Genomic DNA, 21,419 nt, shown 5'->3' on the forward strand with positions numbered 1-21,419 from the left:
GGGCCATGGGGAGCGTGGCCCGAGGCGCCACCTGACCGTCACGACGGCGCTGTATGGGGCGGCCATACGACGGACGTATGGACTACCGGACACGACGTGGCTACTGTCCGTAGGCTTGGCCTGTGGCACTGGCGCATGGCGGCCTTGGGGTACGGAATGGCACAACAGCAGGTCCGGTACTGCTCCTGCGGTACGCGGCTGGCCCGCGACAACCGGGGCACATTGTGTGCTTCCTGTCTGCGGCGACGGGAGACCACGGCCGTTAATCAACCGCCGCACGTGCCTGCGGAGTTCTGGCAGGACGAACGCCTGCGCGAGGCGCTGGCAAGCTGGCACATGGGTCAGGTCTTCTACGCCTACCGCGTTCACCCCTGGCACAACCGGGTCGTGTCACAAGAGACGCTCGCCGGGTGGCTCGGGCTCACCCAGGCACAGCTCAGCCGGATCGAGGGCGCTGCCACCGCCCCGCAGGATCTCAGCAAACTTATGAGTTGGGCGCATAGCTTGCGGGTTCCGGCCGACTTACTGTGGTTCAAGCTTCGCCGCGAGCCGCTGCCACCGCAGCCGACACTGGAGCGCACGGAACACGCTGCACGTAAGGTTCTGCTCGACATGATCACGCCTGGCGGTGACTGGCTGCCGCTGTCCAATAAAGCACCGGAATATGGCGTGTCCGCGCTCAGCGGCATGTCGTTGCAGGCGACCGGCGAGCATCTGCTGCGGACGTTCCTGCATCTGGACGACGAGCTGGGCGGCGATAGCCTCTACGTGCCGCTCACGAAGTACGTCGCCAGGATGGCAATCAGCGTGAAGGCCAACCCCCGCGACGGCTTCGCCGCCTACGGCCAGTTGAACCAGATGGTCGGCTGGCTGTCGTTGGACGCCAACAAGCACGCGCACGCCAAGCGGTATTTCGCTACCGCGGTTGAGGTTGGTCATGAAGTGGGTGACTCGGGCCTGGTGGCCAGTGCGCTTGGCTACATGAGCTTGCAGGAGACGTACAGGGGACGCTCGCAACCGGCGCGTTCGCTGGCACAGATGGCGTTCGCCGTTACGACGGATCGGCTGACGCCGCTGACCAAGACGGTCATGGGCGCACGGCTGGCGCGGGCACACGCTTCGCTGGGTGATGAGGAGTGCCTGCGAGTGCTCGACACTGTGCAGGCCGACTTCGCGTTGGCGGGCAGTGACGAGGAACCGCCATACGTCTCGTACGTTGACGCCGTCGAGGTCGCGGCGCAGCGGGGCGCGTGCTACCTCGATTTGGGCATGACCGACGAGGCGATCACGGCGTTGTCTGAGGCGCTCGACCTACTGAGCACCAGCGCGCCGAACCGAGCACGTGACCGCGTGCACTATCTGTCGCGGTTGGCGAAGTGCTACCTCCTGGACGGTGAGGTCGAGCGCGCCTGCCAGGTTGGGCACGACGCCCTGGCGCTCAGCCAAACGATCGGTTCGGCGCGGATTGGGGAGCGGCTTGGGGAGCTGGATACGGCCTTCGCGCCGTATGGACAACTCTCCTACGTACAGGAGTTCAAGGAGCTGTTTCGGCTGGTGACGGCGGACGACACATAGAAGCTACCAACCGAGTGCTTCGCTACAACAGCCGGCGAAGTCGGTGAGACTCCCCAGCACGATGTGCGCTCCGGCCTCGCGCAACTCGTCGGAAGTGTTCTTGCCACTGGCGACGCCTACGGCCAGGGCTTCGGCATCGAGGGCACCGCGCACATCGTGGGGCGTATCGCCAATGACCACGGCGCGGGTGCCGGCGAAGTCGTGACCGTACTTCTGCGACGCCCGCTTCCTCGCCAGGCGGACGAGGTCGGCGCGATCACTGCCATCGTCGCCGTAACCGCCGACCGAGAAGTCAAGGCCCTCGCCGAGGCCGAGGGCAGCGAGCTTGGCCTCGGCGATCGGACGTACGTTGCCGGTGACGGCTGACTGCACAGTGCCTCGGGCACCGCACGATGCGATGGCTTCCTGTGCCCCAGGGAGGACGACGCCGACCTCGCGCATGCGATCGGTGAGCTGTTCGGCGGCTGCGGCCAAGGCCGCGTAGAAGTCTTCAAACAGTGCTTCCGGATCATCGACGCCGTTCATGCGCAGCGTCTCCACCATGATCGCCTGGTCAGTACGGCCGGACATGTCTGCAAGCTCACCGAGCGGCCTGTTGGTCACTCGGTGGAAGGCCCGCTCGTAGATGCTGCGGCTGACGCCCCCGCCTATCTGGACCAGGGTGTGGTCGATGTCCCAGAGGATGAGCGTGGCACTGTCGGTCGGCATGGTGGCAAGCGTAGGACGTGGGTTAGCCAGAGCGCAGGACATCATCATCACGCCTGACGAGGTGATCCGCTGCGCCAACCGACGCCGGCCGAGTGGGTTGGTGTGGAACGACCTAACCGCCGAGAAGATCGCGGCAATCCCAGTGCTCGAAGCCCGAGGCCGCGCCGCCGAGTAGCTGACGGCGGCCAGCCTCGGTCACGCGGTCTTGCTTATGGTCTGCCCGTCGGACACCGCTTGCTGCGGCAAGGTGGCCACCTTCTTCATGCGGGGCTCCTTGCCGAAGAAGGTGCGGTACTTGTCGACGGTTCCGATCTCCTTGATGACCTTCTCCACCCAGGCGTCGGTGTACAGGTAGGTGTTCACCGGCTCGTCGTAGATGCAATACCGGGCATCGGTGATGCACGGGTCCGAGGTGCCCTTAGCGGGCCGGATGTTGAACCGTCGCCACATCTCGGTGTGCTCGCCGTACGCACTGAAGTGGAAGGGCAACCGTGCCTCAACGCGCTCGGCCACGGTGGTTGCGCGGAGCTTCGCCTTGTTGGCCACCTCGACGTGCTTCAACTTGGTCATGACGGTGCCCGTGCGCCCGGCTTCCGTCATGGTCTTGCGTTCCTCGTCGGTCAAGTCGTCGAAGTTGACGAAGTTCACCGCGAGATCCGCGTCGGTCTTGTTGCCGATGATGGGCACCAGCCGCACCCGGTAGTCGTAGCGGAGGTCGTCCTTCACGGACTCGTCCATGTTGGCTTCGAACCGCGTCACGAGGTCGCGCGTCGCCTTGGGAAGCTTGGCGGCCGCCTCACGCTGCTCGGCCTGTCCTTCCGCCGTCAACGACTGGAGGGTGATGGGGAAGCGGAGCACGTCGGCAAGGCTGTAGTCGGAACCGAAGTGGTCCACCCGTTCACGCTCGTAGTTCATGATGAGCGCCTGAGCCTTGCCGCCGGCCACGATCTTGAGGTTGTGCTCGTACCGGTGCTCCACCTTGTTTCGGAGGGCCACGAAGAGCTCAAGGTTCAAGCGCACCGGGTCGGCGCTGTTGGTGTAGCGCTGCTTGACGCACCACTCCAGGTCCCACGCCTTCGGCTCACCGTCGATGATCTTGTACTGGCCGTTCGACTCCTTGTAGTGGTAGTCGACGCCGTCCTTCTTGAACTCGGCGTGCAACAGGTAGTGCCACGCCTTGTGCATGTGGGTGAGGAAGTCGCCGAAGTTTCCCGACGAGCAGTTCCACTCGTCCACGGCCTTGAGGGCATGGCGCTTCGACTCGTCAAGCATGTGACGCCAGCGGGGGTGAGCCATTCGTGTGTCCTTCGTTCGGTAGAAGGATCACACCAAGGTGATCGGCGGGGCAAGCAAGATTCTCGAGGCGGACGGTAAACGTACGAGGTTTAACCGATGCGCGGTCGTCTACATGACCGAGCCCGTCCCTCCGGGTGGCGCTACGGACCATCCCGGCCGGGGCACCCTCGTGCGGCTCATCCACGTCGTTTTGCCTGTTCAAACCCCTCCACGGCGCACGGGTGTCCCCCTCGGTGTCGTGACCATGGCTGCATAGAGGTTGGCGAACAGAGCCTCGGACTGCTCGATGCCGTTCGGGCGCAGTGCTTCCGCCATGATCAGCCTGATCAGTTCGGCCGGGACAAGTCCGCTCGCTCACCGAGCGGTTGCCGGTCACCCTGGAGACCCATGGGTGTAGGTGGTGCGGCCCGTCGGCATGAGCACGGCGCAGGACGCTGACTTTCCAGGTCGTCGATAAGGGCTTGCATGTGCTCGGCCTTCGGGTGCATAGTATTTCGCACAATTATGAGTAAAGGAAGCCGTGGATGGACATCAACGATGAGGTAATCAAGCGAGGCGTGCGGGATGACGCACTATATGTTGGGCGCCTATTCCGCGACATCTCGACTCACGAAGACGGCGCGCTGGGTTGGATAATCTCATTCTGTGCGATTCCGTACCTCTCACTTTTCTTGCATGAGGCTCGTGCCAAGCCTGCCGCCATTGATCCTGCGGTGTTCTCAGGGTTCTCGGCGGACGCCGAAGAGATCTGTGCGCGTGCGCGACACAGTCTCAAGCTTTTCGAGGATACAAAGCGGGGAATCGAGGCGCAGCTAAACTATTTTGAAGATGATATTCGTTCTGCTCATGCGGATCGTTTCCTGAACAACACTTGGCTCAAGCCCGCGAAGTTCCTTGAATGCGACCTGGGCCTGTACAAGTTCCGGGGTGAGACGATTTCTACAACGCATGCTGCAACATTTCACCTGGGAGTGGAGCCGCGTCGGCTGCTCGAAGAGGACGGAGGCCCATACGTCGCCAGTATCACGCAGCAGTATGGGGAGGCTTTCGCCAAGCTCGGTGCCACTTTTGATAGCGGTGCCGAAACTTTCGTCCGTCACCTGACTAAGGTCGACTTCACGGACCGCGATAAGCGGTCGTCCCGGTACTACAAGAAGGTGTTTAACGGCGATGCCACTGCTGCCCTGAACGGCATTCTGACTGGGTTTCAGGCGATGATGAACTTCGCCGCTTCCATTATCACTGCTGGTTCCGATGCATCGGACCTTGAGTACACCGTTTTCAAGATCCGGTACCTTGCCCTGTACACGGTGCTGGCGAGCTTGCGACTGCTGCATGATGACCCCAAGTACCCCCTTACCCGCTCATCCCACGAGGCCGTGCGGAGTTTGATTGACCACCCGGATGCTCTTCTTGTCACTGACGGATCCGGCCGGCCGTTTCGCAATACGCTGATGCATTACAACCTCGTAGGCGCTGCGGCTCGCACACATGCGGACCTTGGCCAGCCGGTCTTTGGGCTAGTGCCACTATACTTTCCAGCCCATGATTTCGAGAGTTTCAGTGTTGTGGTGGACAGGTGTGTACGAGCAACCGCAAGGGGCCTCAACGAGTGGGCTAATGCCTAGTCTTTTTTGATACGAGACGTCCTTCTTCCTGGCCCGGCGTTATTGTCGGTTGGAGTCACTTCTGCTGCTGTCTGACTGGCTGCGCCTCCTAAGATACTTGTGATGGAGTTACGTCGTTCCCGCAGTCTTTGTTCCTCGGCGTCGATCTCAGCTAGCGCCTTGCTACGCAGGTCTTCATTACCTAGCTTCTTGGCGACCCAGTCGGTCAGGGCTTCAGTTCCAAGCTCGTTGATGGTTTGGCCCGTCAGCTTTCTGACGCCTTCTATCTGCTCGCGTAGCTCTGGAGTGATGCGGGGTGCGAACACGACAGGGTCGCGCTGTGCTTCAGGTGCTGGAGCTTGCGGTTGTGCGTCTGGTTGTTGTTCGTTCATAAAACCTCCATCTTTTGCGTTACTGATCGACTTCTATTTATAACTCCGGCCTAGGAATCGATCAATGCTGAAATGCGGGAGAAGTGGTCGCTCCGGCCGCGGGCATAGGAGACGATCAGGAGAGCTAGGAGTGGGAATGGGTTCAGCCGCGCCAGCATGGAACACGTATCTGCACCCTGCGCTTGTATAGGCGCAGCGGGACGGCTTCCGGATCGACTTTTGGTAGGTCTCCGACGCATGCCGATGATCAGCCGGTGTGGATGAACGACGGTACAAGACCTACTCGGTAACAACGTTCGTTCTACAGACTGGCAGCTCGTTGACTCGCTGGGCGGTAGCCTTCGATCCATGCATGCCACTGTGGTCACAGCCGGTGGGTTGGACCTGAGGACTTTGTTCGACACCTTCAAGGGCGCGGGCATCACGGACGCGTGGGTGCTCGGGAACGCCGCCGGCGACATGTTGATGGCTGACGACTCCCAACCGGACCTGGTCATCTGTGTCCTGAGCCCAGCCGACGCCGAACGCGTAGGCCCCAGCCCTGTCGGGTTTACGAACCTCGACGTGATGATGCGCGCTGGCCAGTCCGTAGGACGCGGTCTGCCGACGCTGATCATCGTGCCTCCGCCGTTGCTCGTCCTCTCGCCGCTGGCAGGCACAGTGGTAGCGCGCTGCCCTCTGGACGAAAGGGAGGCGCTGGCAGACCATGTGTGGGCTTTCGTGTCCACAACTCGCTCAGCGAAGCAGTTGGTAGCTACGCCGTCCCCGGCTCTAGAGCGACGGGTCGACCCGGGCTCGTTCCTGCATCGCCTTGAGCACCTGGCCTATGGGGCAGGACCAGACTTTTCCCTGGGTGTTGAGTCGCTCACCGCTGAGCTCTTGCGAGAGGCTGGTGCTGGTTTTCGTGAATCCCCGCCACATGTCGACCTGGCGTTTATCCCGTCGTCTGATTCAGCCGCCGTCATGCTGGTCGAGGTGAAGGCGGGCAAGCTCACGGAGGATCGCCTGATTGCGGCCGAGGTTCGGCTACAGGAGCGCGTGGAGACTACCCGTGCCCAGCTTGGTGTGTTGGTCTACCACGACGTCACGGGCCGCGAATTTCCAACTCGGTATGCAACTGGCGCAGCGGTCGTTCGCCTCGCATTGAGGAAGTTGATCGTACAGCTCAGCACCCAGAACCTGCCGGACGTCATCGCCTCAGCCGTCGCGCACCGCGGGGCGGTGGCTTCGTGACTGACTACGACGCCGCAGTGATCGAGAAGTTCATCAACCGGGGCCTTGATAAGAGTCTCACGACGAAGGCTCGGGGCGATGCGCTTGAGGATCTCTTCTGTTACCTGCTGGAACTGCTGCCCGGGATATCCGTGCGGCGCAAGGCGGTTGATCGCTTCAAGAGTTCCGAGGTCGACATCATCGTTGCAAATATCGGTGAGGCACGCTGGCTAAAGACTTACCCGACGATTTTTCTTGTTGAATGTAAGAACTGGGATAGTCCTGTGGACAGCAAGAGCGTGCTTGCTTTCTCGGGCAAGCTTGAGATGCGATATGTCGAACTTGGTGTCCTAGTTGCGGCCAACGGGATCACCGGGGACGAAGAGGATCTGGCCTCGGCTCACCACATCATTGAGATGCACCAGTCCAAGGGGCGTCGCATCGTCGTCGTAACACTTGAGAACCTGCGCGAGGTCAAGACCACGGACGATTTCGAAACACTCCTTCGTGATCGCCTATTGAATACGGTGGGCGCCAGCCATCTGTGAGATTGCCTTAACTAGAGGTATTTTGTAGTGTCTCGCGCCAGTGCGGGTCTCGCATCTGCACACCGCGCTTGCGTAGGCGTAGCCGGACGGTTTCCGGATCGACTTTGAGTAGGTCTGCGATACGTGCCGATGACCAGCCCTGGGCATAGAGGTGTTCGGCCTTGTCGACGTCCGCCTCGGAGAGCCGCCGCCATCGGGTGGCCACGCCCTGGCGCTTCAGGATGTTGCTCATGGTTCGCCGCTCGATCTTGAACCGTTTCAGCGAGCTGCCGCAGCGTCGATCCAGCTTCGTACGCCGCGACCAGCTCTTTAATCTCGTGGTCCTTGAGTCGCCTGGCCACCTTCGGAGTCAGACGCGGCTCCCGGTCCACAGGCGGCGCATCCGGCCCTGGCAGGTTGGCGGCAACGTGCCGGAGGTACTGGAGCTGGGCTTTTGTGTTCCAGAGGTGAGCCCTGTCGCCCACCAGAAGAAGATCATCGCCACCTCGATGCCTTCCAGGGGCCGTCCGTCAGGGCGGCCCCTTTTGCGTGCTCGGAAGTGATCACCCGCGTCACACCAGTGCGATGACGCACCAGACGACTTTGCCGCCGGTGGGCAGAAGGTAGTAGTCCCACTCCTTTGAGATCTCACCCACGATGAACAGTCCCCGGCCGCTTTCGGCGTCCTCGGACATCCCCGTGCCGGGAACGGGCGGCTGGTCGCTGGGGTCGGCTACTTCGGCGATGAGCTGGGTGTCGTCATGGCGAAGCGTCAGGGTGACACGGGACTCGGGCGCGTCGGACGCGACGTGTCGTACAGCGTTGGCCACCAGTTCGCAGACGGCCAGCTCCGCTGTGTCGATGTGTTCGCCGGTCACCTGCCAGGCCCGCAGGACATCGCGCACATGTCGTCTGGCCCATGGTGAGGCCTCGGCTTTGGCGACGAGTTCAAGGGTGCTGACGCAGCGCTCAGTCGTCATCGCGCACCTCGCCGGATGTCGCAGCGGCGATGAACACGGTGCCCTTGATCCTCTCGTCCAGCTCTTCACGCAGGAACGTCGCCGGCTCGGGCGTGGGAGGAAAGGCGTCCGTGCTGAGCGCCACTACGGCTGGCACATCTTCCGACCGGCAGGACTCCACCACTGACACTGCCTCGCTGTCCGTCTCGTCGAGGACACGGAAGTAGCCGTACAGGCGCGGTCGGCTGGGTGCCGTCGTCATGCTGGTGCTCCTGTGCTTGAGGGTTGGGCCACAGGGAGTGTGGGCGGAAGCACTGGCCGGGCGTCATGGTGCGGACGCATAGCCCCGCCATGCACCGGACGCATGGACTGCCTGACACGGAGCGGTTACTTTCCGTAGACTTCATCCCGGCACTGGTAGTGGGGCGGCCCTGGGGTACGGAATGGCACAGCAGCAAGTTCGGTTCTGCTCCTGTGGTACGCGGCTGGCTCGCGACAACCGGGGCACGTCTTGCGCTTCCTGTCTGCGCCGACGAGAGGTCACGGCTGTCACTCAACCGCCGGACGTCCCTGCGGAGTTCTGGCGAGACGACCGCCTGCGCGAAGCGCTGGACACGTGGCACATGGGCCGCGTCTTCTACGCCTACCGCGTCCACCCGCGGCATGGCCGCGTGCTGTCCCAAAAAATTACTCGCTGGCTGGGTCTGACGCAGGCCCAGCTCAGCCGAATCGAGAGCGCCACCACCGCGCCCCAGGATATCGGCAAGCTCACGAGCTGGGCGCGTAGCTTGCGGATTCCGGAGTATCTCCTGTGGTTCAAGCTGCCGGGCGGCCAATACCAGTTCGCGGCTCGCGCCCATTCGCAGGAAGAGACCGACTCCCAGATGCCAGAGCGACGACCCCGGACGCCAGGTTCGGCCCTGCTTCCGGTCGTGGTCAACGGACAACAGGTCTTCGCGCCGATCGACGCGGAGACGCTCGTGGCCACGAAAGGCTTCGGCAGCCTGTCAGCGATCCCAGCCAACAGCACCATCGCCACAAAGTATGAGGCCATGAGTCCGCTCCACCGTCGTACGTTTCTCAACACCATTGCCGCTGCCGCTGCCGCTCTGCCTGGTCCTGGTCTGGTAGAAGTTCAGCGCGCTGCGGGCGCTCTGGATGATTCCCGTCGCTACCAGGGCGGTCCAGTCGCCGACTACTTCCGTACCCAGCTCGACCACGCCAAGCACGATGACGGCTCCCTCGGCCCGAAACAGACCCTGCCGGTGGTGCTCGGGCTCCTGGAGGCCCTCAAGCTGCATGCCCGGAGCGCTAAGCCCAAGACTCGCCGCGAGCTGCTGTCCGTGGGGGCCGACGGCGCGGAGTTCGCTGGATGGCTGTACCGCGACATTCACCAGCCCGGTCAGGCTGGCTTCTGGTACGACCGTGCCATGGAGTGGGCCCAGGAAGCCGACGATGCCGCCATGCAGGGGTACGTCCTGCTGAAGAAGTCCCAGATGGCCTACGACGAACGTGATGCCCTGCGAGTGCTCGCCTTGGCCCAGGCGGGGAGCCATGCACGGTGGCAGTTACCGCCGCGTGCCCGTGCCGAGGTCGCCCAGCAGGAAGCCCTCGGGCTGGCCATGACCGGTGAGCCGCTGGATGTCGTCAACCTGAAGCTCGACGAAGCCCACGGGTTGCTCACCACTGTGCGGGACGACGACCCGACTCCACTCGGCGCGTACTTCACCGAAGACACACTGTTGCTCCGCAACGCCGTTGCCTACACAGAGGCCGGGAAGCCGCGTATGGCGGTGGAACTGTTCGGCGAGGCAATCGCCATGGGAACGCTGTCCCGCCGCGACACGGGGTTCTTCACCGCCCGGCGTGCCGCTGCGGTAGCACTCTGCGGTGAGCCTGACGAAGCTGCCCAACTCGGCCGGGAATCCGCCGAGGTAGCCCACACCATGAAGTCGGAACGCACCCTGCGTGTCCTTTCCGAAGTGCTGCACACATTGGATCGCTGGAGCGGCCGGCCCGCGGTACGAGACTTCCGCGAATCCCTGCACGCCTCCTGATGGTCACTAAGGCGTCGTTACCCACTCAGCCACGGTGCGGATGACGAACGCCTGCCAGTTCCGGCTCTGGGGGTCGAGGTACTGTGGGTCGTCGTGCACGGCGAAGCCGTGCTGAGAGCCCTCGATCTCAACCAGCTTGCAGGGACCGCCGAACCGCTCGACCGCTGTTCGTGACGACTCGATGGGTACGAACGTGTCCTTGGTGCCGTGCACGATGAGTGTCGGGGCTTGGACGCCACCGAGCGCTTCGTGGGGCCGGAGCCAGAACACCTCGTTGAAGAAGGACCGCCCGTGCTTCAGGGTCGGCGTGAACTGGATGAAGCCCTCTGACGCCAACTGCCTTGCGCTATCAGCCTGGAGGTAGTCGTTCTCCCAATAGGGCCGACTGTCGATGGTGCGCTTCTTGTAGTCGAGCTGGGGATTGAAGAGCACCAGGCGGGCGACGTCGTCCGGTCGCTGCGCGGCGTAGTACGCGCAGATACCGCCGCCGAAGCTGGCGCCGAGCAGAGTGACGTCGTTGGCTCCGGTGGCCTCACGAACGTGTGCCAGCGCAACACGGATGTCGTTCAGGACGGCCGACAGCGTGATGTCTTCCTGACGACCCTCGCTCTGTCCATGGCCGCGGAGATCGAAGCGCAAGGAAGCGACGGCCGCGTCGGCCAACCCGTCCGCGAGGCGCGCGAAGAAGCCGCCCTCTTCGCGGGTGACACCTCCTCCATGGACAAGCACCACAGCCCGGGAGGCTGGCTGTCCTGGTTCGACCAGAGTACCGGCGAGGTGGAGACCGTCGAGGGTGCGGACTGTCACTTCTGCGGTGGTGGACATGAGAGCCAGCGTAGGGCGGTCGGTTCGACGGCCGACAGAGGGCGACCGCAGGGTGAGAGGCCGCTCTGGTCCCCGTCTGTCTATGCAGGCGGCATAGTGCCTCGCAACGCTGGAGCTGTTGCCGGATGGGGCCGCTCGGAGCGCAAGAATGCTACTCGGTGATTAGCCGGTAAGTTGCCCTGAAGTGTCGACCATCTCGGCTCGTCGTAATTGCTTCAGGCGTGGTCTCGCCCGAGGCGGACCCTTTGTTTGCCTTGGCGCCCAAGGTTTCCCGCAACGGCAGCCGCCGTTCCTGGAGCGCTATTCTTCGGCATCTGCCGATCACCTGTCGGAACCCGATGCTCGTCGGGTACCGCCCGCAGGTACCCCCTACGCTGCCGCCGCCGGCGCGTCCGGTCGCAGTGGCCAGGACGGGTCCACCGTCTCCTCTGTTCCGCTGCGTGCGAACCACGCCTGGAGGCCGTGGGCTTGGGACGCGTGCCAGCCGGTCTGGAGGGCGTGCAGCTCGGCGGGGGTCAGACGCTCCAGGCGGGTCGCGAACCGGCGGCCGACCGCGCGCACGACCTCCAACGCGGCCAGCGCGTCCGCCGCCGCGTCGTGCGCGTCCGCCAGCTCCACCTCGTAGTGCGCGCACAGGTCGGTGAGGGTGCGGCGCCCCTTGCGGTAGCGGTCGAGCTGCTTGTCCAGCACCCGCGGGTCCAGCACCCGCAGGGGCCTCCCCTCGAACCAGCGCTCCAGCGACGACGCCCGATGGCGGCGCAACTCCCGGTCCAGCAGCGTCAGGTCGAACGGCGCGTTCATCACGACCAGCGGGCGCCCCCGGGCCGCGTGCTCCGCCAGCGCCTGGGCTATCTCGTACATCACCGGGGCCGGCCAGCGCCCGTTGCGCTGAAGGTGCTCCTGCGTCAGCCCGTGCACCGCCGTCGCCGCCTCGGGCACCGCCACACCCGGGTTCACCAGCCAGCGGGCCGTCCGCGGCCGGATCCCCGGAGCGTCCTGGACGACGACGGCGGCCGACACGATGCGGTCGGTCTCGACGTCGACGCCCGTGGTCTCCGTGTCGAAGGCGGCCAGCGGCCCCTCGTACCAGCAGTACGTCATGTCGACCACAACCCCTCGCTCGGTCACCGCACTTGGCGTTCCGACTTCTGCCCGTTCGGTGATACCCGGGCTGTTTGCGCCGTACGCCGGACGGAGACAACAGGAGTACGGGTCTTTGCAGTTCACGGACCCGCAGCGGGGACGCGAGCACGCACCCGCCAATCCCTCCACATCGAAAGGCTGTTGGCCATGACGGTTGCGCAGCCCGAGCGGGGCGGGCTGCTGCCCGAGCGTGCGGGCGTCCCGCGCGGCGCACTCGCCGTCACCGCCTGCATGGAGACGCTTCAGGTCGGCTACCTGCACGCGGTCGCCGCCGCGGCCGGCTGCTCGCTGTCGCAGCCGTTCCCGGACAACGGCATCGACTGGCACGTCAGCCACAGCGCCCCCGGGCACACCGTCGACGACGAGGTGACCATCAAGGTGCAGCTCAAGTGCACCTACCAGCTACCGCCCCACCCGCCGGGGCCCTCCTTCTCCTTCACGCTCGACAACGACCACCTGGCGAAGCTCGCCCGCACCCCGGTCTCGGTGCACAAGATCCTGGTCGTGATGATCGTGCCGCGTGCGCAGGACCAGTGGCTGCGCGCCGGGCACGACCGCCTCGATCTGCGGCACTGCTGCTACTGGGTCAACCTCGCCGGCCATCCGGTCACCGGCCGGCGCCGCACCACCGTGCGCGTGCCGACCTCGCGGATCTTCGACGACCGGGCGCTGTGCGAGATCATGACGCGGGTCGGCACGGGAGGCAGACCATGACGCACGGCCCCCTGGACGAACCGCACCGCCCCCTGGACGAACCGCACCGCCCCCTCGACGAACCGCATCCCCCACAGGACGCACCGCACCGCCCCCCGCGCGAACCGCTCCGGCCGGTGCGACCGCATCCCGGCGACGGCCCCTGGAACGCCGCCCCCGCCACCCGGCCCGCCGACGTCGACCCGGCCGTGCTCGGCGCGCTGCTGCGGCGCCACGGCTGGCAGCGGCGCGGCGGCGCCGCCGGACGCTACGGCCGCTGGACGCCGCCCGGACCCGGCGGCGCCGGGACGAGCCTGCTGGTGCCCGTCAGCCGCGCCTTCCCCGACAGTGACGACCTGTTGGGCGAGGCGCTGGACGCCCTGACCCGCAGCGGCGCACCGTCCGCCCGCGAGGTGCTGGTCGCCCTCGCCGTGCCCAGCGACGAGATCCACTGGCAGCGGGACGTGCCCAGCGGCCCGGCCGGCGCCGCGCCCTGGACCGCGGAGGAGGGGCTGCGCGCCGCCGCGCGCCAGATGCTGCTCGCCGCCGCGCTGGCCACCCGCGCTCGGGCCGGCTACCACGGCGCCAGGCACCGGCGCGCGGCCGCCGCCGCCCTGGAGCACGTCCTCGTGGGCTCCGCATCCGGCGGCGCCCGCCTCACCGCCCTGGCGCCGGTCGCGCCCGCAAGGCCGCTCGCCGTGCGCCTGCACCAGGCCCTGTTCGCGGTGCGCGAGGCCGTGGACTACCGGCGGGCCACCGGCAGCCTGGACGCCTTCGACGGCGCCGTCCAGGCCGGCGCCAGCCGCGAGCTGACCGAGGCCCTGGTCGCCCTGGTGCGCGGCGCCGAGGGCGCGCGGATCGCGGTCGACTGGGCGCCCGCCGCAGGCGTCCCCGCGCACTGCGCCGCCGGGGCCGTCGAGTTCTCCCCGGGCGACCTGCCCGTGCTGCGCGAGGCGGGCGCCCGGTATCTGCGCGCCGAGCCGTCCGTGCCCGTGCGGATCACCGGCACGGTGGTCCGGCTGCGCCGGGCGCAGCCGGACGGCGAGGGCACCGCGCGGCTGCGGGTGATCTCCGGCGCGGAGGTGCCCTACGTCCGGGTGGCCCTGGCGGAGGAGGACTACCGGACCGCCGGTCACGCCCACCTGGTCGGGCTGCCGGTGCGGGTGCTCGGGCGGCTGGAGAGCCGGGGCGGCTTCCGCAGGCTCACCGGCGCCTGCGAGCTGGCGCCCGTGCCCGTGGACGACGAGGAACGCTTCCGGCTGATGAAGGCACTTCAGGAAGCCCCCGCTGACGACGCCGACGACACCGCCGACGACGTAGAGGACGTCGTAGACCCCGACGCCCTCCCGGAGGCCGACCGCCCCGGAGGCCCCGCGGGCGCGGACCGCGACTGAACGCCGCGCGGGCAAACCGTTTCGCGGTCGGCGCCCCCGGGTCGGTACGATCCAGGGCATGCGCGCGCTCCCGGTACGGCGCCGCATCCCCTCTTCAGTCAGGAGAAACCGGTGTCAGACGTCCGTGTGATCATCCAACGCGATTCCGAGCGGGAAGAGCGCACGGTGACGACGGGCACCACGGCCGCCGACCTCTTCGCCGGCGAGCGCTCGATCGTCGCCGCCCGCGTCGGCGGGGAACTGAAGGACCTGTCCTACGAGGTCGGCGACGGCGAGACCGTCGAGGGCGTCGAGATCTCCTCCGAGGACGGTCTGAACATCCTGCGCCACTCGACCGCGCACGTCATGGCGCAGGCCGTGCAGGAGCTGTTCCCCGAGGCCAAGCTCGGCATCGGCCCGCCGGTCAAGGACGGCTTCTACTACGACTTCGACGTCGAGAAGCCCTTCCACCCCGACGACCTCAAGGCCGTCGAGAAGAAGATGCAGGAGATCCAGAAGCGGGGCCAGAAGTTCTCCCGCCGGGTGGTCACCGACGCCGAGGCCCGCGAGGAACTGGCCGACGAGCCGTACAAGCTGGAGCTGATCGGCCTCAAGGGCGCCGCCTCGCACGACGACGGCGCGGACGTGGAGGTCGGCGCCGGCGAGCTGACGATCTACGACAACCTGGACGCCAAGACCGGCGAGCTGTGCTGGAAGGACCTCTGCCGCGGTCCCCACCTGCCCTCCACCCGCCTCATCCCCGCGTTCAAGCTGATGCGCAACGCCGCCGCCTACTGGCGCGGCAGCGAGAAGAACCCGATGCTCCAGCGCATCTACGGCACCGCCTGGCCGTCCAAGGACGAGCTGAAGCAGCACCTCGACTTCCTCGCCGAGGCGGAGAAGCGCGATCACCGCAAGCTGGGCAACGAGCTGGACCTGTTCTCCATCCCCGAGCAGATCGGCTCCGGCCTCGCCGTCTTCCACCCCAGGGGCGGCATCGTCCGCCGGGTCATGGAGGACTACTCGCGCCGCCGCCACGAGGAGGAGGGCTACGAGTTCGTCTACACCCCGCACGCGACCAAGGGGAAGCTCTTCGAGACCTCGGGCCACCTGGACTGGTACGCCGACGGCATGTACCCGCCCATGCAGCTCGACGAGGGCGTGGACTACTACCTCAAGCCCATGAACTGCCCCATGCACAACCTGATCTTCGACGCGCGCGGCCGGTCGTACCGCGAACTGCCGCTGCGCCTGTTCGAGTTCGGCACCGTGTACCGCTACGAGAAGTCGGGCGTCGTGCACGGCCTCACCCGCGCCCGCGGCTTCACCCAGGACGACGCGCACATCTACTGCACCCGTGAGCAGATGGCCGACGAACTGGACCAGACGCTCACCTTCGTGCTGAACCTGCTGCGCGACTACGGCCTGACCGACTTCTACCTGGAGCTGTCCACTAAGGACCCGGAGAAGTTCGTCGGCGCCGACGAGGTGTGGGAGGAGGCCACCGAGACGCTGCGCCAGGTCGCCGAGAAGCAGGGCCTGCCGCTCGTCCCGGACCCGGGCGGCGCGGCCTTCTACGGCCCGAAGATCTCCGTGCAGACGAAGGACGCCATCGGCCGCACCTGGCAGATGTCGACGATCCAGCTCGACTTCAACCTGCCGGAGCGCTTCGACCTGGAGTACACGGCCGCCGACGGCTCCAAGCAGCGCCCGGTCATGATCCACCGCGCGCTGTTCGGCTCCATCGAGCGCTTCTTCGCGGTGCTGCTGGAGCACTACGCGGGCGCGTTCCCGGCGTGGCTGGCGCCGGTCCAGGCGGTCGGCATCCCGATCGGCGACGCGCACGTGGACTACCTGCACCGGTTCGCCGCCGCGGCGAAGAAGAAGGGCCTGCGGGTGGAGGTCGACTCCTCCTCGGACCGGATGCAGAAGAAGATCCGCAACGCGCAGAAGCAGAAGGTCCCGTTCATGGTCATCGCGGGCGACGAGGACATGGCGAACGACTCCGTGTCCTTCCGCTACCGCGACGGATCCCAGGAGAACGGCATCCCCTTCGACGAGGCCCTCGCGAAGATCGCGAAGGTCGTCGAGGAGCGCGCGCAGGTCTGAGCGGCATAGAAGGCCCCCGGTGATCCGTCCGCGCTCACCGGGGGCCTTTCCCGTCGCCCCGGCGGCACGCCATATGCTGCCTTGCATGACGAGTGAGCCGGAGCAGCAGATCGGAGTCGGGACCCAGGACGCGTTTCAGCGCCTGTGGACGCCTCACCGGATGGCCTACATCCAGGGCGAGAACAAGCCGACCGGTCCGGGGGCGGGCGACGGCTGCCCATTCTGCGCCATACCGGCCAAGTCCGACGAGGACGGCCTGATCGTCCGGCGCGGCGAGCACGTGTACGCGGTGCTGAACCTGTACCCGTACAACGGCGGCCACCTGATGACCGTCCCGTACCGGCACGTCGCCGACTACACCGACCTCACCGCGGCGGAGACCGCCGAGCTGGGGGAGCTGACCAAGCAGGCCATGCGGGCCCTGCGGGCCGCCTCCGGCGCGCACGGCTTCAACATCGGCATGAACCAGGGCGCCGTCGCGGGCGCCGGCATCGCCGCCCATCTGCACCAGCACATCGTGCCCCGCTGGGGCGGCGACACCAACTTCATGCCGGTGGTGGGCCACACCCGGGTGCTGCCGCAGCTCCTGGCCGACACCCGGACCATGCTGGCGGCGGCCTGGCCCGAGGCGTGAGCACGGGCGGGGCGCCCGTGCGAGGCGCCCGCGGCGTGCGAGACGCCCGCGGCGTATGAAACGCCCGCGCCCTAGGCCGTGACGGCCTGAAGCACCCCTGCGCCCCAGCCTGTGCCGGCGTAGAGCGCGCCCGCGTCCCAGGCCGTCACGGCGGGCAGCGCGTCCGCGCCCCCGCTCACGCGTCGTACAGGTCCGCCTTGCGCGGGGAGACGTCCTGCACCAGGCCGCTGAGGACGGACGAGCGCGTGCCGAACTTCTCCACGTCCACGCCGTTGTCCCGCAGCGTCCTGAGCGCCGCCGCGTGCACCACCCGCAGCACGGGGGCGGCGGCGCGCAGCGCGTCGTCGGCCATGAAGCGGTGGCGCCAGGGCTGGTCGGCCCAGGCGTGCCGCAGGCCGAACGGCTCGGGCAGGGTCAGGCTGCCGCCGAGCCAGTTCAGCAGCGGCGGGTGCCAGGTCAAGGGGGCGCGGGCGGCCAGCCGCACCACCTCGTCGGCGTCGACCAGGGGCAGCTTCACCTTGCGGGTCTCCCAGAAGCGGAACGCCTTCTGCACCTCCCTCTCCCGGACCGCGGGCTTGCCGTTGAACAGCGGGTTGACCGGGCCCAGGGCGTGACCGGTGACCTCGATGCGCAGGGTGTTGTGCAGCACGGTGACGGTGATCATCATGGTGAGCACCAGGTGACCGTCCCACAGCGTCCACTGCACGCCCAGGTAGTGCCGGTCGCCGCTGCCGAACTGCTGCTTGTTGCAGATGTCCTGGATCGCGTGGGTGCGGACCGTGTAGGCGTCCACGTCGGTTCCGCTGGGCCGGGACACCTCCTTGGCGTTCTCCCCGACCGGCGTGACGACCCAGTGGGTGACGCGCGGCTTGGGGAAGCCGCCGGTGTTGACGGACGTGCGCTCCAGCATCGCCAGGCCGCCCTGGATCGCGGTGATCACGTCCCAACTGCGGAACGGGTGGAACTCCTTGCCCGGCTCGGCGGAGACCAGGTCCTCGGCCAACTGCCAGCTACCCCACCGCGTCCCCATGCCGAGGATGCCCTTGGGCCCGGCGTAGAAGACCGAGTTGGAGTGCTGCTCGGCGCTCAGCCGGGCCAGCTCCTTGCGGAGCTGCTCGGCGGCGTCGCCGGGGCTGCCCGGCACGGCCTCGGGGATCTTCGCGCCGATGGCGCCGCCCGAGAGCAGGGCCAGCCACCGCTCCCTGAGATCCTGTGCCGTGCGCTCGCAGATCCGCTTGGCCCAGAACCAGCCGGCCACCGGCATCACCACCGCGGCGCGTCCGTACCACGCCCAGAAGCCGTGGAAGGGCATCTTGACCAGGAACAGCACGGCGAGCGCCGCCACGGCGGTGAGCAGGACAGTGCCCAGCGCGCCGGCCCGCCGGTCCTCCCGCCTGCCCACGGTGCTGCGCAGGCTGAACGCCATCAGCCACACCGCGAACCCGGGCAGGAAGAGCACTCCGCACAGCACGGTGACCGCCGTCAGCCAGTTGTCGCGCTCGCGGCGGATGCGGTGGGCCGCCAGGCAGTGCTCCACGACGACCTGGGGCTCGGTGCCGAAGGACTGGATGAGCGGCTTGCGCCCGGCGCCCAGCATCCGGTCGATCACCGCGCGGGAGTACGCCTCGCCGAACAGCGGGCGGAAGATCCGCGCCCAGGGGCGCGGAGGCCTGACCGTGGACTGGTGCCACTCGTTGTCGGCGTCCTTGATCTTGCCGACCTCGTCGTCCCGGTAGGCGGCCGAGGCCAGCGCGTAGGTCGCCGCCGTCTGCCCCGCCGCACCCGACAGGGGCACCTGAGCCCCGGGACTGAAATCGAATCCGTCCGTCACTGCCGCCCCCACTGCCGCCGCCTCTGCACCTGCGGCCTTCCCGACTTCCCTGCCCCGCACACCTGTTGATCAGGTCACCAGCGTATCCGCAGCCCTGTGCGCGCGGAGGCGGACGGGCCAATCCGCCCGCCTCCGGCGGCACTTGGGCCGACGAGACGCCCCGTCGGCCCTGGGGAGCGGCATGGTCCCCCGCGCGCCCGCCGGTTGTGCGCCCGGCGCGCTGATCAGGACGCCTCGCGCTCCTCCCGGCGGACGCGGTCGGCGACCTGCGCCGGCATCGGCTCGTGCCGGGCGTAGCGCCGCTCGAAGCGCGCCGTGCCGTGCGACAGGGACCGCAGGTCGACCGCGTACCGGCCGATCTCGATCTCGGGCACCTCGGCCCGCACCAGCGTGCGTCCGCTGCCCACCTGCTCGGTGCCCACCACCCGGCCGCGCCGCCCGGACAGGTCGCTCATCACGGTGCCCACGTAGTCGTCGCCGACCAGCACGCTCACCTCGGCCACCGGCTCCAGCAGATGGATCCGGGCGTCGGCCGCGGCCTCCCGCAGCGCCAGCGCGCCGGCCGTCTGGAACGCGGCGTCGGAGGAGTCCACCGAGTGCGCCTTGCCGTCCAGCAGGGTGACGCGCACGTCGATCAGCGGATGGCCGGCCGCGATCCCCTTGGCCGCCTGGGCCCGTACGCCCTTCTCCACCGACGGGATGAACTGCCGCGGCACCGCGCCGCCGACCACCTTGTCGACGAACTCGACGCCCGAGCCGCCCGGCAGCGGCTCCACCTCGATCTCGCAGATCGCGTACTGCCCGTGCCCGCCGGACTGCTTGACGTGCCGGCCCCGCCCGGCGGACTTGTTCGCGAACGTCTCCCGCAGCGGGACCCGGTGGGGCACCACGTCGACCTGGACGCCGTAGCGGCTGCGCAGCCGCTCCAGGGCCACGTCGGCGTGCGCCTCGCCCAGGCACCACAGCACCACCTGGTGGGTGTCCTGGTTCTGCTCCAGACGCATCGTCGGGTCCTCGGCGGCCAGCCGGGCCAGCCCCTGGGACAGCTTGTCCTCGTCCGCCTTGCTGTGCGCCTCGATGGCGAGCGGCAGCAGCGGGTCGGGCATCTCCCACGGCGCCATCAGCAGCGGGTCGTCCTTGGCGGACAGCGTGTCGCCGGTCTCCGCGCGGCCGAGCTTGGCCACGCACGCGAGATCGCCGGCGACGGCGTGCGTCACCGGGCGCTGCTGCTTGCCGAACGGCGTCGACAGGGCGCCGACGCGCTCCTCGACGTCGTGGTCCTCATGGCCCCGGTCGGTCAGACCGTGCCCGCACACGTGCACCGTCTCGTCGGGGCGCAGGGTGCCGGAGAAGACGCGGACCAGGGAGACCCGGCCGACGTAGGGGTCCGAGGCGGTCTTCACGACCTCGGCGACCAGCGGCCCGGCCGGGTCGCACGGCTGAAGCGCGCGCGGCCTGCCGTCCACCGTGGTGACGGCGGGCGCCTCGCGCTCCAGCGGGGTCGGGAAACCGCGGACGATCAGTTCCAGCAGCTCCACCGTCCCCAGGCCCTGCCGCGCGCCGTCCGCGGCCGGGGCGGCGGCCAGCACGGGGAAGAACACCCCGCGCGCCACGGCCCGCTCCAAGTCCTTGACCAGGGTGTCGACCTCGACCCGCTCGCCGCCGAGGTAGCGGTCCATCAGGGTCTCGTCCTCGCTCTCCGAGATGATCCCCTCGATGAGCCGGCCGCGCGCCTCGTCCAGGCGCGGCACGTCCTCCTCGCCCGGCTCGGACTCCTTGCGCTCCCCGCCCGCGTAGTCGAACAGCTTGCGCGTCAGCAGTCCGACCAGGCCGGTCACCGGCGCGTGCCCGTCGGCGCCCTCGGGGCCGTGCAGCGGCAGGTACAGCGGCAGCACCGCGTCCGGGTCGTCGGCGCCGAACGCCTGCGCGCACACCCGGGTCATCTCCGCGAAGTCGGCGCGGGCGGCCTCCAGGTGCGTGATCACGATGGCCCGCGGCATGCCCACGGCCGCGCACTCCTCCCACGCCATGCGGGTCGAGCCGTCCACCCCGTCGGAGGCGGAGACGACGAAGAGGGCGGCGTCCGCCGCCCGCAGACCGGCCCGCAGCTCTCCGACGAAGTCGGCGTAGCCGGGGGTGTCCAGCAGATTGATCTTGATGCCGTCCCAGTCGACCGGCACCAGGGAGAGCTGCACCGACCGCTGCTGGCGGTGCTCGATGTCGTCGTAGTCCGAGACGCAGCCGCCGTCCTCGACGCGGCCGGCCCGGTTCACCGCTCCCGCGGTCAGCGCGAGAGCCTCCACCAAGGTCGTCTTGCCCGATCCGGAGTGGCCGACCAGCACCACATTCCGTAGGGACGTGGGTCGGTCGGCCGCCGTAGCCCTGCCGGCGGCGCCGGGGTGTGTGTGCGCCTTGTCGCCCATGGTTCTGCCTCCCGTGCACGGTGAGGTGGCTGGGGGCGCGGACACCCGGCGCCGC

At 67.6% G+C, this 21,419-nt stretch carries 19 protein-coding genes and 1 pseudogene; 10 read left to right on the forward strand and 10 right to left on the reverse strand.

Going from position 1 to position 21,419, the window contains the following annotated elements; translation table 11 throughout:
* The first annotated feature begins 156 nt into the window (after nt 1-156).
* Complete coding sequence (locus ABZ861_RS08935) at nt 157-1,575, forward strand: helix-turn-helix domain-containing protein (RefSeq protein ID WP_361626009.1); 1,419 nt, start codon at nt 157-159, stop codon at nt 1,573-1,575.
* A 3-nt stretch (nt 1,576-1,578) separates the two neighbouring features.
* On the opposite strand, the gene ABZ861_RS08940 is transcribed toward ABZ861_RS08935, so the two are convergent.
* Nucleotides 1,579-2,283, reverse strand: coding sequence for a haloacid dehalogenase-like hydrolase (locus tag ABZ861_RS08940; protein WP_361626012.1), 705 nt, complete (start codon nt 2,281-2,283; stop codon nt 1,579-1,581).
* A 37-nt stretch (nt 2,284-2,320) separates the two neighbouring features.
* Here ABZ861_RS08940 and ABZ861_RS08945 point away from each other — a divergent pair.
* Nucleotides 2,321-2,458 (forward strand): annotated as a pseudogene (locus ABZ861_RS08945) (5-formyltetrahydrofolate cyclo-ligase); the annotation flags it as partial.
* A gap of 20 nt (nt 2,459-2,478) precedes the next feature.
* On the opposite strand, the gene ABZ861_RS08950 reads toward ABZ861_RS08945, so the two are convergent.
* A complete protein-coding gene (locus ABZ861_RS08950; protein ID WP_361626015.1) occupies nt 2,479-3,579 on the reverse strand; it encodes a DUF3644 domain-containing protein in 1,101 nt (366 codons plus the stop codon).
* A 524-nt stretch (nt 3,580-4,103) separates the two neighbouring features.
* Here ABZ861_RS08950 and ABZ861_RS08955 point away from each other — a divergent pair.
* Entirely contained in the window at nt 4,104-5,207 is a 1,104-nt protein-coding gene (locus ABZ861_RS08955; protein ID WP_361626018.1) for a hypothetical protein, read from the forward strand.
* Here ABZ861_RS08955 and ABZ861_RS08960 read toward each other — a convergent pair.
* Entirely contained in the window at nt 5,204-5,578 is a 375-nt protein-coding gene (locus ABZ861_RS08960; RefSeq protein ID WP_361626021.1) for a hypothetical protein, read from the reverse strand. The genes ABZ861_RS08955 and ABZ861_RS08960 overlap by 4 nt on opposite strands.
* 348 nt (nt 5,579-5,926) lie before the next feature.
* Between ABZ861_RS08960 and ABZ861_RS08965 the strand changes: the two genes are divergently transcribed.
* Nucleotides 5,927-6,811 carry a hypothetical protein gene (locus ABZ861_RS08965; protein WP_361626024.1) on the forward strand — a complete coding sequence of 295 codons (885 nt, stop codon included), beginning with the start codon at nt 5,927-5,929 and terminating at the stop codon, nt 6,809-6,811.
* A complete protein-coding gene (locus ABZ861_RS08970) occupies nt 6,808-7,338 on the forward strand; it encodes a restriction endonuclease (protein ID WP_361626027.1) in 531 nt (176 codons plus the stop codon). Before ABZ861_RS08965 ends, ABZ861_RS08970 begins: the two co-directional genes overlap by 4 nt.
* 7 nt (nt 7,339-7,345) lie before the next feature.
* Here the strand turns inward: ABZ861_RS08970 and ABZ861_RS08975 are convergent, their stop codons facing one another.
* The 3 genes from ABZ861_RS08975 to ABZ861_RS08985 all read right to left on the reverse strand — a co-directional run bounded on the left by ABZ861_RS08975 (nt 7,346) and on the right by ABZ861_RS08985 (nt 8,538).
* Complete coding sequence (locus ABZ861_RS08975; RefSeq protein WP_361626030.1) at nt 7,346-7,570, reverse strand: helix-turn-helix domain-containing protein; 225 nt, start codon at nt 7,568-7,570, stop codon at nt 7,346-7,348.
* A 319-nt stretch (nt 7,571-7,889) separates the two neighbouring features.
* The gene (locus tag ABZ861_RS08980; protein ID WP_361626033.1) at nt 7,890-8,297 is read right to left on the reverse strand and encodes an ATP-binding protein; all 408 of its coding nucleotides are present in this window, start codon (nt 8,295-8,297) and stop codon (nt 7,890-7,892) included.
* Nucleotides 8,287-8,538 (reverse strand): hypothetical protein, encoded by a 252-nt coding sequence (locus ABZ861_RS08985; RefSeq protein WP_361626036.1) that lies wholly within the window; start codon nt 8,536-8,538, stop codon nt 8,287-8,289. Before ABZ861_RS08985 ends, ABZ861_RS08980 begins: the two co-directional genes overlap by 11 nt.
* A gap of 181 nt (nt 8,539-8,719) precedes the next feature.
* Here ABZ861_RS08985 and ABZ861_RS08990 point away from each other — a divergent pair, with 181 nt between their 5' ends.
* Nucleotides 8,720-10,333, forward strand: a complete 1,614-nt coding sequence (locus ABZ861_RS08990) for an XRE family transcriptional regulator (RefSeq protein WP_361626039.1) — start codon at nt 8,720-8,722, stop codon at nt 10,331-10,333.
* Nucleotides 10,334-10,339: 6 nt separating this feature from the next.
* On the opposite strand, the gene ABZ861_RS08995 is transcribed toward ABZ861_RS08990, so the two are convergent.
* Entirely contained in the window at nt 10,340-11,158 is an 819-nt protein-coding gene (locus ABZ861_RS08995) for an alpha/beta fold hydrolase (RefSeq protein WP_361626042.1), read from the reverse strand.
* Nucleotides 11,159-11,527: 369 nt separating this feature from the next.
* Nucleotides 11,528-12,259, reverse strand: a complete 732-nt coding sequence (locus tag ABZ861_RS09000) for a 3'-5' exonuclease (protein ID WP_361626045.1) — start codon at nt 12,257-12,259, stop codon at nt 11,528-11,530.
* 189 nt (nt 12,260-12,448) lie between these two features.
* Between ABZ861_RS09000 and ABZ861_RS09005 the strand changes: the two genes are divergently transcribed.
* The 4 genes from ABZ861_RS09005 to ABZ861_RS09020 all read left to right on the forward strand — a co-directional run bounded on the left by ABZ861_RS09005 (nt 12,449) and on the right by ABZ861_RS09020 (nt 17,110).
* A complete protein-coding gene (locus ABZ861_RS09005; RefSeq protein WP_361626048.1) occupies nt 12,449-13,015 on the forward strand; it encodes a DUF4365 domain-containing protein in 567 nt (188 codons plus the stop codon).
* Entirely contained in the window at nt 13,012-14,388 is a 1,377-nt protein-coding gene (locus ABZ861_RS09010) for a hypothetical protein (protein ID WP_361626051.1), read from the forward strand. The genes ABZ861_RS09005 and ABZ861_RS09010 overlap by 4 nt, the downstream gene beginning before the upstream one ends.
* Before the next feature lie 111 nt (nt 14,389-14,499).
* Nucleotides 14,500-16,476 (forward strand): threonine--tRNA ligase, encoded by a 1,977-nt coding sequence (gene thrS / locus ABZ861_RS09015; protein WP_361626054.1) that lies wholly within the window; start codon nt 14,500-14,502, stop codon nt 16,474-16,476.
* Nucleotides 16,477-16,549: 73 nt separating this feature from the next.
* A complete protein-coding gene (locus ABZ861_RS09020; protein WP_361626057.1) occupies nt 16,550-17,110 on the forward strand; it encodes an HIT domain-containing protein in 561 nt (186 codons plus the stop codon).
* Nucleotides 17,111-17,285: 175 nt separating this feature from the next.
* Here ABZ861_RS09020 and ABZ861_RS09025 read toward each other — a convergent pair whose 3' ends face one another.
* Complete coding sequence (locus ABZ861_RS09025; RefSeq protein ID WP_361626060.1) at nt 17,286-18,941, reverse strand: hypothetical protein; 1,656 nt, start codon at nt 18,939-18,941, stop codon at nt 17,286-17,288.
* 224 nt (nt 18,942-19,165) lie between these two features.
* Nucleotides 19,166-21,364: an elongation factor G-like protein EF-G2 gene (locus ABZ861_RS09030; RefSeq protein ID WP_361626063.1), complete on the reverse strand. Its 2,199-nt coding sequence runs from the start codon at nt 21,362-21,364 to the stop codon at nt 19,166-19,168.
* Between the last annotated feature and the right edge of the window lie 55 nt (nt 21,365-21,419).

This window comes from Streptomyces sp. NPDC046985, assembly GCF_040644415.1.
Lineage (GTDB): Bacteria > Actinomycetota > Actinomycetes > Streptomycetales > Streptomycetaceae > Streptomyces.

What these genes read in the sequence shown, in the direction of transcription:
- ABZ861_RS08935 (WP_361626009.1), top strand. Translation starts at nt 157, where the DNA reads ATGGCACAACAGCAGGTCCGGTACTGCTCCTGCGGTACGCGGCTGGCC.
- ABZ861_RS08940 (WP_361626012.1), bottom strand. Translation starts at nt 2,283, where the DNA reads ATGCCGACCGACAGTGCCACGCTCATCCTCTGGGACATCGACCACACC.
- ABZ861_RS08950 (WP_361626015.1), bottom strand. Translation starts at nt 3,579, where the DNA reads ATGGCTCACCCCCGCTGGCGTCACATGCTTGACGAGTCGAAGCGCCAT.
- ABZ861_RS08955 (WP_361626018.1), top strand. Translation starts at nt 4,104, where the DNA reads ATGGACATCAACGATGAGGTAATCAAGCGAGGCGTGCGGGATGACGCA.
- ABZ861_RS08960 (WP_361626021.1), bottom strand. Translation starts at nt 5,578, where the DNA reads ATGAACGAACAACAACCAGACGCACAACCGCAAGCTCCAGCACCTGAA.
- ABZ861_RS08965 (WP_361626024.1), top strand. Translation starts at nt 5,927, where the DNA reads ATGCATGCCACTGTGGTCACAGCCGGTGGGTTGGACCTGAGGACTTTG.
- ABZ861_RS08975 (WP_361626030.1), bottom strand. Translation starts at nt 7,570, where the DNA reads ATGAGCAACATCCTGAAGCGCCAGGGCGTGGCCACCCGATGGCGGCGG.
- ABZ861_RS08980 (WP_361626033.1), bottom strand. Translation starts at nt 8,297, where the DNA reads ATGACGACTGAGCGCTGCGTCAGCACCCTTGAACTCGTCGCCAAAGCC.
- ABZ861_RS08985 (WP_361626036.1), bottom strand. Translation starts at nt 8,538, where the DNA reads ATGACGACGGCACCCAGCCGACCGCGCCTGTACGGCTACTTCCGTGTC.
- ABZ861_RS08990 (WP_361626039.1), top strand. Translation starts at nt 8,720, where the DNA reads ATGGCACAGCAGCAAGTTCGGTTCTGCTCCTGTGGTACGCGGCTGGCT.
- ABZ861_RS08995 (WP_361626042.1), bottom strand. Translation starts at nt 11,158, where the DNA reads ATGTCCACCACCGCAGAAGTGACAGTCCGCACCCTCGACGGTCTCCAC.
- ABZ861_RS09000 (WP_361626045.1), bottom strand. Translation starts at nt 12,259, where the DNA reads ATGACGTACTGCTGGTACGAGGGGCCGCTGGCCGCCTTCGACACGGAG.
- ABZ861_RS09005 (WP_361626048.1), top strand. Translation starts at nt 12,449, where the DNA reads ATGACGGTTGCGCAGCCCGAGCGGGGCGGGCTGCTGCCCGAGCGTGCG.
- ABZ861_RS09010 (WP_361626051.1), top strand. Translation starts at nt 13,012, where the DNA reads ATGACGCACGGCCCCCTGGACGAACCGCACCGCCCCCTGGACGAACCG.
- ABZ861_RS09020 (WP_361626057.1), top strand. Translation starts at nt 16,550, where the DNA reads ATGCTGCCTTGCATGACGAGTGAGCCGGAGCAGCAGATCGGAGTCGGG.
- ABZ861_RS09030 (WP_361626063.1), bottom strand. Translation starts at nt 21,364, where the DNA reads ATGGGCGACAAGGCGCACACACACCCCGGCGCCGCCGGCAGGGCTACG.